The sequence below is a fragment of the Streptomyces sp. NPDC052040 genome, assembly GCF_044548405.1.
In the GTDB taxonomy this organism is placed as follows: domain Bacteria; phylum Actinomycetota; class Actinomycetes; order Streptomycetales; family Streptomycetaceae; genus Streptomyces.
In genome coordinates, this window is the sequence record NZ_JBIUBV010000006.1 from 13,476 (window position 1) to 30,766 (window position 17,291).

Annotated in this window: 15 protein-coding genes; 2 read left to right on the plus strand and 13 right to left on the minus strand. The window is 71.5% G+C overall.

Annotated elements, in window-relative coordinates; translation table 11 throughout:
* Position 1: 1 nt before the first annotated feature.
* Positions 2-571 carry a dienelactone hydrolase family protein gene (locus ACIHAA_RS14555; RefSeq protein WP_399816817.1) on the minus strand — a complete coding sequence of 190 codons (570 nt, stop codon included), beginning with the start codon at positions 569-571 and terminating at the stop codon, positions 2-4.
* 104 nt (positions 572-675) lie between these two features.
* Here ACIHAA_RS14555 and ACIHAA_RS14560 point away from each other — a divergent pair, with 104 nt between their 5' ends.
* Positions 676-1,851: a mechanosensitive ion channel family protein gene (locus tag ACIHAA_RS14560; protein ID WP_399816819.1), complete on the plus strand. Its 1,176-nt coding sequence runs from the start codon at positions 676-678 to the stop codon at positions 1,849-1,851.
* 12 nt (positions 1,852-1,863) lie between these two features.
* Here the strand turns inward: ACIHAA_RS14560 and ACIHAA_RS14565 are convergent, their stop codons facing one another.
* The 6 genes from ACIHAA_RS14565 to ACIHAA_RS14590 form a co-directional block, all read right to left on the minus strand.
* On the minus strand, positions 1,864-2,604 hold the full coding sequence (locus ACIHAA_RS14565) for an SDR family NAD(P)-dependent oxidoreductase (protein WP_399816821.1): 741 nt from the start codon (positions 2,602-2,604) through the stop codon (positions 1,864-1,866).
* 65 nt (positions 2,605-2,669) lie between these two features.
* Positions 2,670-4,256 carry a Na+/H+ antiporter gene (locus tag ACIHAA_RS14570; RefSeq protein WP_399816823.1) on the minus strand — a complete coding sequence of 529 codons (1,587 nt, stop codon included), beginning with the start codon at positions 4,254-4,256 and terminating at the stop codon, positions 2,670-2,672.
* A gap of 85 nt (positions 4,257-4,341) precedes the next feature.
* Positions 4,342-4,809 carry a GNAT family N-acetyltransferase gene (locus ACIHAA_RS14575; protein WP_399816825.1) on the minus strand — a complete coding sequence of 156 codons (468 nt, stop codon included), beginning with the start codon at positions 4,807-4,809 and terminating at the stop codon, positions 4,342-4,344.
* Entirely contained in the window at positions 4,806-5,750 is a 945-nt protein-coding gene (locus ACIHAA_RS14580) for an RluA family pseudouridine synthase (RefSeq protein ID WP_399816827.1), read from the minus strand. Before ACIHAA_RS14580 ends, ACIHAA_RS14575 begins: the two co-directional genes overlap by 4 nt.
* 52 nt (positions 5,751-5,802) lie before the next feature.
* Positions 5,803-6,402 carry a signal peptidase II gene (gene lspA / locus ACIHAA_RS14585; RefSeq protein ID WP_399816829.1) on the minus strand — a complete coding sequence of 200 codons (600 nt, stop codon included), beginning with the start codon at positions 6,400-6,402 and terminating at the stop codon, positions 5,803-5,805.
* Positions 6,403-6,480: 78 nt separating this feature from the next.
* A complete protein-coding gene (locus tag ACIHAA_RS14590) occupies positions 6,481-7,662 on the minus strand; it encodes a TraR/DksA C4-type zinc finger protein (protein ID WP_399816831.1) in 1,182 nt (393 codons plus the stop codon).
* 1,249 nt (positions 7,663-8,911) lie between these two features.
* Between ACIHAA_RS14590 and ileS the strand changes: the two genes are divergently transcribed.
* Positions 8,912-12,043, plus strand: a complete 3,132-nt coding sequence (ileS, locus tag ACIHAA_RS14595) for an isoleucine--tRNA ligase (RefSeq protein WP_399816833.1) — start codon at positions 8,912-8,914, stop codon at positions 12,041-12,043.
* 205 nt (positions 12,044-12,248) lie between these two features.
* On the opposite strand, the gene ACIHAA_RS14600 is transcribed toward ileS, so the two are convergent.
* The 6 genes from ACIHAA_RS14600 to ftsZ all read right to left on the minus strand — a co-directional run bounded on the left by ACIHAA_RS14600 (position 12,249) and on the right by ftsZ (position 17,262).
* On the minus strand, positions 12,249-13,445 hold the full coding sequence (locus tag ACIHAA_RS14600; RefSeq protein ID WP_399816835.1) for a DivIVA domain-containing protein: 1,197 nt from the start codon (positions 13,443-13,445) through the stop codon (positions 12,249-12,251).
* Positions 13,446-13,497: 52 nt separating this feature from the next.
* A complete protein-coding gene (locus tag ACIHAA_RS14605; RefSeq protein ID WP_399816837.1) occupies positions 13,498-13,788 on the minus strand; it encodes a YggT family protein in 291 nt (96 codons plus the stop codon).
* A gap of 49 nt (positions 13,789-13,837) precedes the next feature.
* On the minus strand, positions 13,838-14,479 hold the full coding sequence (gene sepF / locus ACIHAA_RS14610) for a cell division protein SepF (protein ID WP_399816839.1): 642 nt from the start codon (positions 14,477-14,479) through the stop codon (positions 13,838-13,840).
* Between the two features lie 129 nt (positions 14,480-14,608).
* Positions 14,609-15,328: a YggS family pyridoxal phosphate-dependent enzyme gene (locus ACIHAA_RS14615; RefSeq protein WP_399816842.1), complete on the minus strand. Its 720-nt coding sequence runs from the start codon at positions 15,326-15,328 to the stop codon at positions 14,609-14,611.
* Between the two features lie 6 nt (positions 15,329-15,334).
* The gene (pgeF, locus tag ACIHAA_RS14620; RefSeq protein WP_399816844.1) at positions 15,335-16,063 is read right to left on the minus strand and encodes a peptidoglycan editing factor PgeF; all 729 of its coding nucleotides are present in this window, start codon (positions 16,061-16,063) and stop codon (positions 15,335-15,337) included.
* Positions 16,060-17,262, minus strand: coding sequence for a cell division protein FtsZ (ftsZ, locus tag ACIHAA_RS14625; protein WP_399816846.1), 1,203 nt, complete (start codon positions 17,260-17,262; stop codon positions 16,060-16,062). Before ftsZ ends, pgeF begins: the two co-directional genes overlap by 4 nt.
* Between the last annotated feature and the right edge of the window lie 29 nt (positions 17,263-17,291).

Here is a 17,291-nt window from a genome sequence, read left to right on the forward strand (position 1 = left end):
GCTACAGGCTTTCGAGGAAGCCGAGCGCCACCCGCCAGGTGGCCTCGGCGGCCTCCTCGTCGTAGTCCGGCAATTCGGGGTCGGTGTAGAGGTGGCCCGCGCCCGGGTAGCGGTAGATCTCCACGTCCGCGCCCGCCCGGCCCATCTGGAGATACCAGGCGCTCAGCCAGTCGTCCGTCTCGAACGGGTCCGGCTCGGCGACATGCAGCTGGACCGGCAGCTCGTCCACCGAGGCGCTCGGCGCCAGGTCCGAGGTGCCGTGCAGCAGCAGGAGCCCGCGCGCGTTGCTGTCGCCCAGCGCCAGGGTCTGCGCGACGGACGCGCCGAGGGAGAAACCGGCGTAGACCACGCCCCGCTCCGAGTACGGGGCGGCGGCCAGGACGGCCCGCTTGAGCAGCTCCTCCTTGCCGAGCCCGTCGTTGAAGGCCATGCCCTCCTCGACCGTCTCGAAGGTGCGGCCCCCGAAGAGGTCGGGGGTCCACACCTCGTGCCCGGCGGCCCGGAGCCGGTCGGCGGCGGCCGCGACCGCGGGCCGCGGTCCGTATGTCGAGTGGAAGAGGATGATGTTCATGAGCCCATGGTGCCAGCCGCCGCCGACACCGCTGTGAACAGCGGGTTCGCAGGGAGACGCGGGACACAGGTTCATGACGGCGCCAGCCGGTTACGTTCGAAGGCATGGAGAACGTACTGCGCCCGGTGATCGTCGTCGGCGGCTCGGTCGTGCTCACGCTGCTGGTCGGATGGGCAACGGACCTCCTGCTGCGCAAGGCGAGCGCCGGGCACCCCGAGACGCCCCTGTGGGGCCTGCTCCGCCGGGCCCTCATCCCCTACCAGCTGGTCCTGTGCGCCGCTCTGCTGAGAGGCTCCTACGACCAGGCACAGCTGCTGGAGGACCACCGGGACGGGATCGGACACATCCTGACCCTGGTCCTCATCGGCTCCGCGGCCTGGCTGGTGATCCGTATCGCGGGCGCCGTCGTCGAGACGTCGTACTCGCGCTACGCCCGTATGCACCGCGACCCGGCCCGGGTCCGGCGGGTGCGCACCCAGGTGTCGCTGATCATGCGGGTGGTGGCGGCGGTGGTCGGGGTGGTGGCGGCCAGCGCGATGCTGCTGACGTTCCCGACCATGCGGACGGCCGGCACCTCACTGCTGGCCTCGGCCGGGATCCTCGGCATCGTCGCCGGTGTCGCCGCGCAGTCCACACTCGCCAATCTGTTCGCGGGACTCCAGATAGCCTTCGGCGACATGGTCCGCATCGGGGACACGGTCGTGGTGAACAGCGAGTGGGGCACCGTCGAGGAGATCACCCTGACCTTTCTGACGGTACGGACCTGGGACGAGCGCCGGATCACCATGCCGGTGTCGTACTTCACCTCCAAGCCGTTCGAGAACTGGTCCCGCGGCGGCGCCCAGATGACCGGCATCGTCTACTTCCATGTCGACCACTCGGCGCCGGTGGAGGCGATGCGCGACAAGCTGCGCGACATCCTGCGCGAGTGCTCCGCCTGGGACGGCCGCGCCTTCGGGCTCAACGTCACCGACACCACGCCCAACACCATCCAGGTGCGGGCGCTGATGACCGCGAAGGACTCGGACGACCTCTGGACCGCCCGGGTGGCCGTCCGCGAGCAGATGATCCGCTGGCTCAACGAGGAGCACCCCTACGCGCTGCCCCGGGTCAACACGGGCGGCGCGGTCGCCCCGCCCAGCCGGAACGGCCATGCCTGGGCCGACGGCACGGCCCGGGGCGGCCACGAGTCGCGCGACACGGGGGACCTGGGGAGCTACGAGCTGCCGGACGGCCGGTTCCGCAAGGCCCCCGAGTCCTCGCGGACGGGCCGGGGCTGAGCGCCCCGCCCCTCAGTGGCCGCGCTCGGCACCGCCGTTGACCTGGATCACCTGGGCGGTGATGTGCCCGGCGCCGGGGGACGCGAGCCAGTGCAGTGTCTGGGCCACGTCCCCCGGTGTCCCGGCGCGGCCGGTCGACGTCTCGGCGATCAGCCGGTCGCGCCGCGCGGCGTCCATCGTGTCGCCGAAGAAGCCGGTGTCCTCGACATAGCCGGGCGCGACCGCGTTGACCGTGATGCCGCGCGGCCCCAGCTGCCGGGCCAGGTCGAAGGCGTACGGGTGCAGCGCGGCCTTGGCGGCGGCGTACGCCCCGCTGCCCGAGCCGCGGTAGGCGGCGATGGAGCTGAGGAAGAGGACCCGTCCGCCGGGTGAGGCGAGCCGGTCCCGCAGCGCCTCCGTGAGCAGCACCGCGGTGAGCAGATTCAGCCGGAAGTTGACCGTCCAGGTGTGCGCGACCGCCTCCAGCGGGTCGTCCGCCTCGGCCGGGGGCTCCAGATGGCCGGCGCCGCCCGCGCTGTGGATCAGGACGTCCACGGTGCCGAGTTCGGCCGCCGCGTACTCGGCGACCCGGCGCACGGCGCCCGGATCGCTCAGATCCGCCGCGTGGACGAGCGCGCCGGGCACGTCCGCCCGCTCCAGCACCTCTCTGCGGCGGCCGAGCAGCAGCACCCGGTCCCCGTCCGCCGCGAAGACCCGCGCCGCCGCGAGCCCGATCCCCGTGCCGCCTCCGCTGATCACCACGTTGCGTGCCATGATCCGATCGTACAAAGGCGGGCAGCGGAAGGACGGTTGCCTTCCGCCGGGCGGCCCGCCCGGTCTCAGCGCAGACTGCGGACGTCCAGATGGCGCAGCACCCGGTCGACGATCTCCGGGTCGGCTCCCGGTTCGCTGCGGGCGGCGAGCACCTCGTGCCGCGCCGCGCTCAGCATCTCCCCCTGGATCCTGCGCAGTCTCCGCAGGCGCTGCGCCCGCTGCTCATGCGCCTCGCGCCGCTCCTCGTCCCCCAGGTCCGGGCTGATCCGCACGCCGATGTCGACGGCCCGGCGCAGCAGCTGCTCGGACAGTTCCTCCGGCAGCTCCTCGACCTCCTCGATCTCCTTGAGCCGCCGCTTCGCCGCCTTGGCCGCGCGGACCGCCAGCCTCCGTTCGAACTGCTCCTCGCTCACCGTGTCGGCGCGCACCCCCAGCCGCTTGACCAGCCAGGGCAGGGTCAGCCCCTGGAGCACCAGGGTCGCCATGATCACCCCGAAGGCGATGAAAATGATCTCGTCCCGGTCCGGGAAGGGCGACCCGTCGTCCATGGCCAGCGGGACGGCGAGGGCCAGCGCCACCGAGGCCACGCCCCGCATCCCGGCCCACCACATCACCACGGTCTCCCGCCACGAGGTGGGGATCTCCTCGTCGTAGTCGCGCCGGGCGTGCAGACGCTTGGTGAGCCAGGTCGCGGGCAGCAGCCACAGCAGCCGTACGAACACCACGACGGCCACGATCGCGGCGGCCCAGCCGAGCATCTCGGTCCACCGCCCGGCCGCGGTGCGGATCGCATGGTGCAGTTCGAGCCCGATCAGCCCGAACGCGACCCCGGTGACCAGGGTGTCCACCACATCCCAGAACGTGTGTCCGGCCAGCCGCATCAGCACATCGTCGGGATCGCTCGCGTACTCGGCGAGGAACAGCGCGGTGACCAGCACGGCCAGCACACCGGAGCCGCGCAACTCCTCGGCCAGGACGTACGAGGCGTACGGCACGAGCAGGGTCAGCCCGACCTGGAGGGTGGCTTCCTCCAGCAGTCCGATCAGTTTGTTGGCGACCCAGCCGAGGGCGAGTCCGACGGCCAGCGCGACGACCGCGGAGAGCGCCAGTTCGAGCAGCGCCCTGGGCAGGGAGAAGCTCCCGGTGACGGCGGCCGCGATCGCGACGTGGTAGAGCACGATCGCGGTGACATCGTTGAAGAGGCCCTCGCCCTCCAGGATCGACACCAGTCGGCGGGGCAGCCCCAGTTGGCCGGCCACGGCGGTCGCGGCGACCGGGTCGGGCGGCGCGACCACGGCGCCGAGCGCGACCGCCGCCGCCAGCGACAACCCCGGCACCACGGCGTGCGCCACGGCCGCCACACACACGGTGGTGACGAACACCAGGGCGACCGCGAGCAGGAAGATCGGCCGTCTGTTGGCCGTGAACTGCCGCCAGGAGGTCCGGCGCACCGCCGCGTAGAGCAGCGGCGGCAGCAGGGCGGGCAGGATCAGCTGCGGCGGGATGTTCACATTGGGCACGAAGTCGGGCAGCGCGAGCGCGATCCCGAGCAGGGTCATCAGCACCGGGGAGGGGAGCCCCAGCCGGGCGCCGACCGGGACGCTCACCACGGCCCCGAGCAGCAGCAGGAGCAACAGGGCCAGCTGGTCCACGGTCAGCGCTCCGGGAGGTCGACGTTCAGACGGCGGACCCCCAGCCTGCCATGCCTTTCCCGGCGGCCGTCCCCGGCGTCCCGGATCACACCGGGCGGCGCATCGCCCGGTGCGGTATTCCGGCGTCGGGGAACTCCGGGCCGTAGGCGGTGTAGCCGAGCCGCTCGTAGAAACCCAGTGCCCGGGTCTGCGCGTGCAGGTCCACCGCGGTCAGCCCCCGTGCGCGGGCGGCGTCCTCGATGGCCCGCACCAGGGCCGCGCCGACGCCCAGACCGCGCGCCTCCCGGGTCACCGCGAGCCGTCCCAGGGAGCCGACCGAGGGATCGCCACCGGTTCTGCCCGCGGCCGCCTCCCCGTACAGCAGCCGTCCGGTGCCCAGCGGCACCCCGTCCTCGCGCACCGCGAGCACATGGTCGGCACCGGCGTCATGGGCGTCGTACTCGATGTCCTCGGGGACGCCCTGCTCCCGGACGAAGACCTCCTCGCGGACCGCGAAGCACGCCTCGCGGTCGGCGGGGTCCTCGGCGGGGCGCACGACGAACCCGGCGCTCACGCCCAGCTCTCCTCGCGGACCGTGTCCAGCGCCTTCTGGAGGTCGTCGGGGTAGGCGCTCTCCAGCTCGACCCACCGCCCGTCAGCCGGGTGTTCGAAGCCGAGGCGCACGGCGTGCAGCCACTGCCGGGTCAGGCCGAGCCGCTTGGCGATGGTGGGGTCGGCGCCGTAGGTCAGGTCGCCGACGCAGGGGTGGCGGTGGGCGGCCATGTGGACCCGGATCTGATGGGTGCGCCCGGTCTCCAGCTTGACGTCGAGCAGGGAGGCCGAGCGGAAGGCCTCGATCAGGTCGTAGTGCGTGACGGAGGGCTTGCCCTCGGCGGTGACGGCCCACTTGTAGTCGTGGTGCGGGTGACGCCCGATGGGTGCGTCGATGGTGCCGCTGGTCGGGTCGGGGTGGCCCTGGACGAGCGTGTGGTAGCGCTTGTCGACCGTGCGCTCCTTGAACTGGCGCTTGAGCGAGGTGTACGCGTGCTCCGACTTGGCCACCGCCATCAGACCGGAGGTGCCGACGTCGAGGCGGTGCACGATGCCCTGGCGCTCGGCGGCACCCGAGGTCGAGATGCGGTACCCGGCGGCGGCGAGACCGCCGATCACGGTGGGGCCCGACCAGCCGGGCGACGGATGCGCGGCCACACCGATCGGCTTGACGACGACGACCACGTCCTCGTCGTCGTGCACGATCTCCATGCCCTCGACCGGCTCGGCCACGATCTGCACCGGCGCGGGCGCCCCGGGCATCTCCACTTCGAGCCACGCGCCGCCGCTCACCCGCTCCGACTTGCCGACGACGGTGCCGTCGACCTGCACCTTGCCCGCCGCGGCGAGTTCCGCGGCCTTCGTGCGGGAGAAGCCGAACATGCGGGAGATGGCGGCGTCGACGCGCTCGCCCTCCAGGCCGTCGGGCACGGGCAGGGTACGGATCTCGGGAAGGGTGCTCACCCGTCGAGTATGCCGGACGGGTCGGCGGGCCCCGTACGAGAGCCCCCGGCGGTCAGTCCCGGTGGACCGTTCCGTCCGGGTCCAGACCGCGGAAGGACAGCAGCACGATCAGGATGCCGCCGCACACGATCGCCGAGTCCGCCAGGTTGAAGACGGCGAAGCCCTTGGGTGCGACGAAGTCCACCACCGCGCCCTTGAAGAGGCCCGGCGAGCGGAAGATCCGGTCGGTGAGGTTGCCGAGGGCGCCGCCGAGGAGCAGGCCGAGCGCGATCGCCCAGGGCAGGCTGTAGAGGCGGCGGGCGAGCCGGGCGATCACCACGATCACGGCGGCGGCGATCACCGTGAAGATCACGGTGAAGGCCTGGCCGAAGCCGAAGGCCGCGCCCGCGTTGCGGATCGCCTCCAGTTGCAGCCAGTCGCCGAGGATCCGGATCGGGGCGTGGTGCTCCAGTTTCGCGACCACGATCAGCTTGCTGACCAGGTCGAGGAGGTAGGCCAGGGCGGCGACGGTGAACAGGACCGCCATACGGCGCCCGCCCCGGGGGGCGGCGGGCTCGGTGTCCGGCGTCCCTGCCGCCGGGGCCCCCTCGGGCCCGGCCCCCGCCGCCTCTGGGATATCCGGCGTACCGATGATGCGCTCCGCCTCTGCCACGTGAGTCCCTCAACCTAGGTGCCTGACTGAGGACGAGAGTACGGCACGACCCCGCCGGACCCGTCGCTCAGGAGCCGCTCAGCGGCGTTCCTGTTTCTGCTTGCATTCCACGCACAGGGTGGCGCGGGGAAACGCCTGCATACGGGCCTTGCCGATGGCATTGCCGCAGTTCTCGCAGAGGCCGTAGGTGCCGGAGTCGAGGCGGTCGAGCGCCCGCTCGGTCTGCTCCAGCATCTCGCGGGCGTTGGCGGCGAGCGCCATCTCGTGCTCCCGCGTGATGTTCTTGGTGCCGGTGTCGGCCTGGTCGTCGCCCGCGCCGTCCCCGGAGTCGCGCATCAGACCCACGAGCGCCTGTTCGGAGGCGTCGATCTCACCGCGCAGCCGCACCGCGTCGCCCTCCAGCTCGGCACGTGCCTCGGCGACCTCCTCGGGAGTCCAGGGGTCCTCGCCGGGGCGTACCGCCAGTTCGCCGGGGGTCGCCGCCGCGAGCCGTGCCTTGGGCACCGCGGAGGGGGTCGTCGCCGCCGTGGCCGTGCCAGGAGTCTTCTTCGCAACCACCTTGGTGGCTCCCGTCTGCTCCGCGGCCCGGCCGGCGCCCGCCTTCTCGGCCGTGCTCCGATGGGCCGCACTCTGTGTGGGGGTGCTCTTCGCGGCGGTCCTCGTCGCCGCCTTCTCCGCAGCAGTCCTCTTCGCCGCCCCGCCGGTCGCCGCGGTCCTGTCGCGGGCCGCGGTCTTCCCGGCCGCCGGACGCCCGGGGCCGGACTTCTCCTCGGCCGCGCGCGCGGGGGCCTTGGCGGACGCCGCCTTCCCGGTGGTGACGGGCTTCCCCGCGGCCTTCTTCTTGGGCGGGGCGGTCTTCGCGGGCGCCGTCTTTCCGGCGCCCTCGGCTTTCCCGGCTTTCCCGGCTTTCCCGGTTCTCTCGGGTTTCCCGGTCTTCTCGGCGGCTGTCTTCTTCACGGCCGCCTTCTTGGCGATCGTCTTGGCGACGGCCGGTTTCCTGACAGCGCTCTTCTTGGCGACGCTCTTCTTGGCGACGGCCTTCTCGGCGGCCGTCTTCCTGGCGGCGGCCGGGTCGGCAGTGGCCCTGGTCGGCATGTCCTCGACGGCTTCCAACCGGGCCGTGTCCTCGACTGCCGCCTTCTTGGCCACTGCCTTCTTCACTCCCGCGGCTGCCTTGCCGGTGGCCGTCTTGGAGGTGGCCGCCTTGCCGGTCGCCGCGTTGCCAGTCGCCGTCTTACCGGTGGCCGACTTCCCGGTCACCGTTCTGCCGGTGGCCGACTTCCCGGCGGCGGTCTTGCCGACCGCCTTACCGGCAGCCGCCTTACCGGCAGCCGTCGTAGCCGCAGTCCCCTTACCAGCAGCCGTCACCTTCCCCGCCGCTTCCCCCGCGACAGACTTCCTCGCGACAGACTTCCTCGCGACAGACTTCTCCGCGGCAGCCGCTCCCCTGGCGGCCGTCCCCCCGGCAGCCGTCGAATCGGCGGGCTTTCTCGTGGTGCCCGTCCCACGGGCGGCCGTAGTGCCGCCCGGCTCAGTCGTGCCCGTGCCCATGGCTGCGGTCTTCCCGGCAGCGGCCCCGCCGGAGAGAGCGGCGGCACCGGCCGCCGAGGCCCTCTCCGCGATGCCCGCCGCCTCCGTGCGAGCCGATACCCCGACGACCGTCTTGCCGGTCGTCGGCTTTCCCGCGGCCGTCGCGCTCCCGGAGGTTCCCGGGGCCGCGGCGGCCCTTGTACGTCCGCTCCCGGCGGCGGCCGCACGCAGCGCCTTCACCGGCTTGGCCGTACGCCGCGCCGCTGCGCCGTGCGTGTTCTGCCTGCCGTTCACATCCCTGGCCAGGGGGCCGCTGGGCACTCCCGCGGCCGTGGATCTGCCGGATGCCGGCTGCTGTACGGCGGTCTTTTTCGCCACCATGCCGCGGCCCCTTCACAGATGGTGATTTCGCGCGCGAATCGTGCTGGGACGATAAATCGACTTCTGGTCCGCGGCAACGGGGCACGCCCACGATTCGCCCGCCCCGCAGGTGCCACGGGACGAGCCTGCATGCGTTGTGCCCAGCTCCCGGCCCGGTAATCCGTCCGGCCCGGTGGCCGGGGTGCCGATGGCCGCACCGCGCCATTCGGGTCACCCGGAATCCCGCGACGCCCCCGGCCCCGGGGGAGGAAAACCGGTCGGCCGCCGCGCGAGCGGCGCCGTACACTGGGCGGAGCGAAAAGCATGGATGGGGACGAGTAGCGGCGTAGGCAGCCCAGAGCGACCCGGGGACGGTGGGAGCCCGGGGGTGAGCGCGACGTGAAGATCACCCCGGAGCCGCCGGAAGAAAGCCCTGCCCAGGGCCGGTAGAACCGGTATCGCGACCCCAATGAGGGGGCTCACCGGAGCACAGGGCGCACCGGAGGGCCAAGGAGGGTGGTACCGCGGGAGCGCGCCGCACACGGCGTAGCAGGAATTCATCGGATTCCCGGCTCTCGTCCCTCCGACGGAAGGCAGTACGTCCGCCGGAGGAAGATCCATGACGCAGTACCGCCAGGTGCCCGCCCAGGTCGACCTGCCCGCACTCGAGCACGCCGTGCTCGACTTCTGGCGCGAGCAGAAGATCTTTGCCAAGAGCCTGGAGCAGTCCGAGGGCCGCCCCGAGTGGGTGTTCTACGAGGGCCCGCCCACCGCGAACGGCATGCCGGGCGCCCACCACATCGAGGCCCGCGTCTTCAAGGACGTCTTCCCGCGCTTCCGCACCATGCGCGGGTACCACGTGGGCCGCAAGGCCGGCTGGGACTGCCACGGGCTCCCGGTGGAGCTGGCGGTGGAGAAGGAGCTCGGCTTCAGCGGCAAGAAGGACATCGAGGCGTACGGCATCGCCGAGTTCAACGACAAGTGCCGCACGTCCGTCCTCCGCCACACCGACGCCTTCTCCGAGCTGACCACCCGCATGGGCTACTGGGTGGACCTCGACGAGGCCTACGTCACGATGGAGCCCGAGTACATCGAGTCCGTCTGGTGGTCCCTGAAGGAGATCTTCGGCAAGGGGCTGCTGGTCCAGGACCACCGCGTCGCCCCCTGGTGCCCCCGCTGCGGCACCGGCCTGTCGGACCACGAGCTGGCCCAGGGCTACGAGACGGTCGTCGACCCCTCGGTCTACGTCCGCTTCCCGCTCACCTCCGGTCCGCTGGCGGGCCGGGCCGCGCTGGTGGTGTGGACGACGACCCCCTGGACTCTGGTCTCCAACACCGCGGTCGCCGCGCACCCCGACGTCACCTATGTGGTGGCGACGAACGGCGAGGAGCAGCTCGTCGTCGCCGAGCCGCTGCTCGGCAAGGCGCTCGGCGAGGGCTGGGAGAGCACCGGGGAGACCTTCACGGGCGCCGAGATGGAGCGCTGGACGTACCAGCGGCCGTTCGAGCTGGTGGAGTTCCCCGAGCCCGCGCACTACGTGGTCAACGCCGACTACGTCACCACCGAGGACGGCACGGGGCTGGTCCACCAGTCCCCCGCCTTCGGTGAGGACGACCTCAAGGTGTGCCGCGCGTACGGCCTGCCGGTGGTCAACCCCGTCCGCCCCGACGGCACCTTCGAGGAGGACGTCCCGCTGGTCGGCGGTGTCTTCTTCAAGAAGGCCGACGAGCGGCTCACCGAGGACCTCCAGCAGCGCGGCCTGCTCTTCCGGCACATCCCCTACGAGCACAGCTATCCGCACTGCTGGCGCTGCCACACCGCGCTCCTCTACTACGCGCAGCCGTCCTGGTACATCCGCACCACCGCGATCAAGGACCGCCTCCTCGCGGAGAACGAGAAGACCAACTGGTTCCCGGACTCGGTCAAGCACGGCCGGTACGGCGACTGGCTGAACAACAACATCGACTGGGCGCTCTCCCGCAACCGCTACTGGGGCACCCCCCTGCCGATCTGGCGCTGCGAGGAGGACCACCTCACCTGTGTCGGCTCCCGCGCCGAACTGACCGGGCTGACCGGCACCGACCAGTCGGGCCTGGACCCGCACCGCCCGTTCATCGACGCGGTCACCTTCGACTGCCCCGAGTGCGGCGGCACGGCCACCCGTGTGCCGGAGGTCATCGACGCCTGGTACGACTCGGGCTCGATGCCCTTCGCGCAGTGGGGCTACCCGTACAAGAACAAGGAGCTGTTCGAGAGCCGGTACCCGGCGCAGTTCATCTCCGAGGCCATCGACCAGACCCGCGGCTGGTTCTACACGCTGATGGCGGTCGGCACCCTGGTCTTCGACCGGTCCCCGTACGAGAACGTGGTGTGCCTCGGCCACATCCTCGCCGAGGACGGCCGCAAGATGTCCAAGCACCTGGGCAACATCCTTCAGCCGATCCCGCTGATGGACCAGCACGGCGCGGACGCCGTCCGCTGGTTCATGGCCGCGGGCGGCTCCCCCTGGTCGGCCCGCCGCGTGGGCCACGGCACGATCCAGGAGGTCGTCCGCAAGACCCTGCTGACGTACTGGAACACGGTCGCCTTCCAGGCCCTGTACGCCCGTACGTCCGGCTGGGCGCCGAGCGGGGCCGACCCGGCCCCGGCCGACCGCCCGGTGCTGGACCGCTGGCTGCTCTCCGAGCTGCATGCGCTCACCGACCAGGTGACCGGCGCGCTGGAGGCCTACGACACCCAGCGCGCCGGAAAGCTCCTGTCGGCGTTCGTCGACGACCTGTCGAACTGGTATGTGCGCCGCTCCCGCCGCCGCTTCTGGCAGGGCGACAAGGCCGCGCTGCGCACCCTGCACGAGGTGATCGAGACGGTCACCAGGCTGATGGCCCCGATCACCCCGTTCATCACCGAGCGGGTCTGGCAGGACCTGATCGCGCCGGTCACCCCGGGCGCCCCGGAGTCGGTGCATCTGTCGTCCTGGCCCGAGGCGGACCTGCCCGCGATCGACCCGGAGCTGTCCCGGCAGATGGCGCTGGTGCGCCGCCTCGTCGAACTGGGCCGGGCCACGCGCGCGGAGTCGGGCGTCAAGACGCGCCAGCCGCTGTCCCGTGCCCTGGTCGCGGCGGCCGGGTTCGAGACGCTGGACCGGGAGCTGCACGCGCAGATCGCCGAGGAGCTGAACGTCGAGGGCCTGGCCTCGCTGAGCGAGGTCGGCGGCAGCCTGGTCGACACGACAGCGAAGGCCAACTTCCGGGCGCTCGGCAAGCGTTTCGGCAAGCGCGTCCAGGACGTGGCCAAGGCGGTGGCGAACGCCGACGCGGCGGCGCTGTCCCTGGCGCTGCGCGAGGGCACGGCCTCGGTGGAGGTGGACGGCGAGACGGTCGCCCTCGCCCCCGACGAGGTCATCATCACCGAGACCCCGCGCGAGGGCTGGTCGGTGGCGTCCGACGCCGGTGCGACGGTCGCCCTCGACCTGGAGATCACCGAGGAGCTGCGGCAGGCGGGCCTCGCCCGGGACGCGATCCGGCTGATCCAGGAGGCCCGCAAGAACAGCGGTCTCGACGTCGCCGACCGCATCGCGCTCCGCTGGACCTCCACGGACCCCGCGGTGATCGCGGCCCTGGCCGAGCACTCCGCGCTGATCGCGGACGAGGTCCTCGCCACGGCCTTCGCCCAGGGCGAGGCGGACGGCTCCTACGGTGAGCCGTTCACCGACGAGTCGCTGAGCCTCGTCTTCCGTCTGCGCAAGGCGTAACGGTCCGTCCGAAGGCCCGGACCCACCGGAAATTCACCGGTGGGTCCGGGCCTTCGGCATGGTGTCCGCACGCACAGCCGCTCCCACGATCGAACAGACGGAGCAGGAACACCCACCGCACGAAGCACAAGGGCGGGGCCCCGGATCACTCGATCCGGGGCCCCGCCCTGAACTGCTGCCGACACCTACGGCTGACTCACGGCCGTCAGTTGTCGTCCTCGTCGATGAGGAAACCGCGCATCGGCGAGGGCGCCTGGCCCATCTGCGACGGGCCCTGCGGACGCACCGGCGCCATCGGCTGGGTCATCGCCGGGGACATCTGCTGCTGGCCGCCGTAGGACGGAGCGGACGGGGCCGGGGCGCCGCCCATCGTCTGGTTGCCGCCGTAGGACGGGGCGCTCGCGCCCGCCGGGGCCATCGAGGGCGCCGACGGCGACGGCAGGGACGCCGCGGCCGGGGTGCGCGGCGGGGCCAGCGAGTCGTCGGCCTGGGTCTCCAGCTGACGCAGCTGCGACTCCAGGTACGACTTCAGACGGGTGCGGTACTCGCGCTCGAAGCCGCGCAGGTCCTCGACCTTGCGCTCCAGCGTGGCGCGGGCGGACTCCAGGGAGCCCATCGCGACGCGGTGCTTCTCCTGCGCGTCCCGCTCCAGGGCATCGGCCTTGGCACGGGCGTCGCGCTCCAGACCCTCGGCGCGGCTGCGGGCCTCACCGACGATCTTGTTGGCCTCGGAGCGGGCCTCGGCGATCGCCTGGTCGGCGGTCTGCTGGGCCAGCGAGAGGACACGCGCGGCGCTGTCGCCGCCGGGACCCTGACCGGGCATACCGGGACCGCCCATGGGGCCACCCATCGGACCGCCCATGGGGCCGCCCATCTGCTGCTGCATCGGGGGCTGGCCCCCCATCGGCCCCTGACCCATCGGACCCTGGCCCATCGGACCGGGTCCCTGGGGACCTCCCTGACCGCCGCCGGGGCCGGCAGGCAGCTGCGGGGCACCGCTCGGCAGCTGGGGCGGGCCACCCATGGGGCCACCCATCTGCTGCTGCGGCGGACCCGATATCCCGGCGGGCACGGGAGCCCCGGGACCGCGCATGCCCTGCTGAGGCATCCCCTGCTGGGGCATGCCCTGCTGCGGCATCCCCTGCTGGGGCATGCCCTGCTGGGGCATCCCCTGCTGCTGGTCCTGCGGCTCCGGAGGCTTCCGCATGTTCTGCTGGCTCTGCGCGGCGGCACGCGTCGCGGCGGCCAGCTTGGCGCGCAGGTCCTCGTTCTCGCGGAGCAGACGGGTCAGTTCGGCTTCGACCTCATCGAGGAAGGCATCGACCTCGTCCTCGTCATAGCCTTCTCGGAGGCGGACGGTCGTGAACTGCTTGTTCCGCACGTCCTCGGGGGTCAACGGCATCTCTTCACCTCAACGTAGTCATCGGCAGTCGGCAAGACCGTATCGTCCACAGTCACCTCGCGAGCTTGCCCACGACGGCGATCAGGATGTAGACGATGATCATCAGTACGAAGAAGGACAGGTCGAGCGCCACGCCCCCGAGACGCAGCGGCGGGATGAACCGCCGCAGAAGCTTCAACGGTGGATCGGTGACAGTGTAGGTGGCCTCCAGAACGACCACCATCGCCTTGCCGGGTTGCCACGAGCGGGCGAACTGGAACACGTAGTCCATGACCAACCGGAAAATCAGCACGACGAGGAAGCACATCAACGCGATGTAGACAACCTCCAGGAACACGCCCATGATCCGTGCTTCCCTCTCCCCTGTTCCGTGCTCTGTCCGGTGGTGCGTCTCAGCTCTGGTTGAAGAACCCGCCCTCTGCGATGCGGGCCTTGTCCTCCGCCGTGACATCGACGTTAGCAGGAGACAACAGGAACACCTTCTGCGTCACCCGCTCGATGCTGCCGTGAAGACCAAACACCAAACCGGCCGCAAAGTCGACAAGTCGCTTCGCATCTGTGTCGTCCATCTCAGTCAGATTCATGATCACCGGAGTGCCCTCACGGAAGTGTTCCCCGATGGTACGGGCCTCGTTGTAGGTCCGTGGGTGAAGTGTGGTGATCCGGTACGGCTCTCGTTCGGACACGACCTTGGGCATGATCACCGGTGCGTTCTTCTCCAGGCTCTGACGTTCTTGTGTGATGGATGCCACGGGCGCGATCCGGGCCGGACGCCCCGATTCAGCGACGGGCGAAGGGGAATGGGACACCGGTTCGCGCGGCGCGGGCGGCTGAACCACTCGTACCGATTCCTCCCGTTGGGGCTGAATCGTCTGATGCGGCGAGCGGGACGGCTCGTGCCGCCTGTGGTCCCGCTCCGGTTCCGGGTCGAGCTCGGGCTCGAAGTCGTCGTCGGGATCGAATCCCCGGCCGTCGTACCCATCGTCCTCCACGAGGCCGAGGTAGACCGCCATCTTGCGCATCGCGCCGGCCATGCTCTGAGTCCTCCGCTCTGTGGTGGATCGGCTGACGCCCGCCAAGTGCCCGCGATCCACGAGGTCGTTTAGCCCGCCTATCAGCGGTAATGACCATATTTTCTGCTGTGGTCCGACTTCTTGGCGACGTTACCCGAGCCTGGGTCGGACTCCGAGTACCGCGGTGCCGACGCGCACATGTGTCGCCCCGGCCGCCACGGCCTGCTCGAGGTCCGCACTCATCCCTGCCGAGACCATGGTTGCAGCCGGATGGGCCCGGCGCAGGTCGGTCGACAAATCCACCAACCGCTCGAACGCCGCCTGTTGACGCCCCGCGTACTCCCCGGTGAGCGGCGCGACGGTCATCAGTCCGTCCAGCCGCAGTCCCGGGGCCTCGGCGACCAGGTCGCCCAACTCTTCGATTCCCCCCGGGGCCACACCGCCCCGCTCCCCGCGGCCGCCCTCGTCCGCGTCCAGCGCGACCTGGAGGAGGCAGCCCAGCTCGCGCCCGGCGCGCACCGCCTCCTTGGAGAGCGCCGTGACCAGCCGGGCGCGGTCCACGGACTGCACCAGACCCGCGTAACCGACCACGGATCGCACCTTATTGGTCTGCAACTGACCGACGAAGTGCCAGGTGAGCGGCAGATCCGCGCAGGCGGCCGCCTTGGGCGCCGCGTCCTGGTCACGGTTCTCCGCGACGTCGCGCACCCCGAGTTCCGAGAGAATCCGCACATCGTCGGCGGGATAGGTCTTGGTGACCACGATCAGGGTCACCTCTTCCCGCTTGCGCCCCGCCCCCCGGCAGGCGGCCGCGATGCGCTCCTCGACCTGTGCGAGGTTTGCGGCGATGTACTGCTTACGGTCCGTCATGCCCCATCAGTCCAGCCAGACATAGCCCGCGAGCCGGCCCGTGGTCCGGTCGCGGCGGTACGAGAAGTGGTCACCCGACTCGAGCGTGCACACCGGTGACTGCGCCCGGTCGCACACCCCGAGCCGTTCGAGCTGCGCGTGCACCCCGGCGGTCACATCGACCGCGGGCGTGCCCCAGCTCGTCTCGGCGTGCGCCGTCGGCTCGACGGCGGACACCTCGGCGCGCATCGCGTCCGGCACCTCGTAGCACCGTCCGCAGACCGCGGGTCCGGTACGGGCGACGATCCGGGACGGCTCGGCGCCCAGTTCCGTCATCGCGCGGACGGCGGCCGGGACCACCCCGGCGACCATGCCGGGCCGCCCCGCGTGCGCGGCGGCCACGACCCCGGCGACGGGGTCGGCGAGCAGAACGGGCGTGCAGTCGGCGGTGAGCACGGCGAGCGCGAGGCCGCGCCGCGCGGTGACGACCGCGTCGACCTCGGGCACCGGCCGGTCGCCCCACGGCTCCTCGACCACGGCCACGTCCCGGCCATGCACCTGGTTCATCCAGACCACCCGGGCGGGTTCGAGCCCCAGGGACTTCGCAGCCAGTTCCCGGTTGGTGCGGACGGCCTCGGGGTCGTCACCGACCGCGCCGCCCAGATTGAGCTGCTCGTACGGAACGGCGCTCACCCCGCCCCACCGGTCGGTGAAGGCGAAGTGCGCGCCGCTCACGGTGTCGCGCTGTCCTATCACTTGAGGAAGTCCGGCACGTCCAGCTCCTCGGCCGCGCTGTCCGAGTAGGTCCGCGACGGCGGGATGGGCGGCGGGGTGACCGGCAGCTCGCTCACCGGCTCCGGGGCGGGCTCCGGCGCCTCCTTCGGCGTGACGCTGCCGAGCGAGCCGAAGGACGGACGGTTCTCGGCGGGCCGCGCCGGTGCGGGCTCCTCGCGCCGCGACGAGGAGGAGGAGGAGGAGCCGAGGACGTTCTCCCGCTTGGCCGGCGGCTGTCCGCCGTCGAACCCGGCGGCGATCACGGTGACCCGCACCTCGTCGCCGAGGGCGTCGTCGATCACGGCGCCGAAGATGATGTTGGCCTCGGGGTGCGCGGCCTCGCTCACCAGCTGGGCGGCCTCGTTGATCTCGAACAGGCCGAGGTCGGAGCCGCCGGAGATGGACAGCAGGACGCCGCGCGCCCCGTCGATGGACGCCTCCAGCAGCGGCGAGGAGATCGCCATCTCGGCCGCGGCCACCGCGCGGTCGTCGCCGCGGGCCGAGCCGATACCCATGAGCGCCGACCCGGCCTCCGACATCACGGACTTGACGTCGGCGAAGTCCAGGTTGATCAGGCCGGGGGTGGTGATCAGGTCGGTGATGCCCTGGACACCCGAGAGCAGGACCTGGTCGGCCGACTTGAAGGCGTCGAGGACGGACACCTGGCGGTCCGAGATGGACAACAGGCGGTCGTTCGGGATGACGATGAGGGTGTCGACCTCTTCGCGGAGTTCCGCGATGCCGTCCTCGGCCTGGTTGGCGCGGCGCCGTCCCTCGAAGGTGAAGGGGCGCGTGACCACACCGATGGTGAGGGCCCCGAGGGAACGCGCGATGTTGGCCACGACGGGCGCGCCGCCGGTGCCGGTGCCGCCGCCTTCACCGGCCGTGACGAAGACCATGTCGGCCCCCTTGAGGACCTCCTCGATCTCCTCGCGGTGGTCCTCGGCCGCCTTGCGGCCGACCGCCGGGTTGGCCCCGGCGCCGAGGCCGCGGGTGAGTTCACGGCCGACGTCCAGCTTGACGTCGGCGTCGCTCATCAACAGAGCTTGCGCGTCGGTGTTGATGGCGATGAACTCGACGCCCTTGAGACCGACTTCGATCATCCGGTTGATGGCATTGACACCACCGCCGCCGACACCGATGACCTTGATGACTGCGAGGTAGTTCTGCGGTGCTGCCACGTCGAAGGCCTCTCGCCTCGAATTACGTC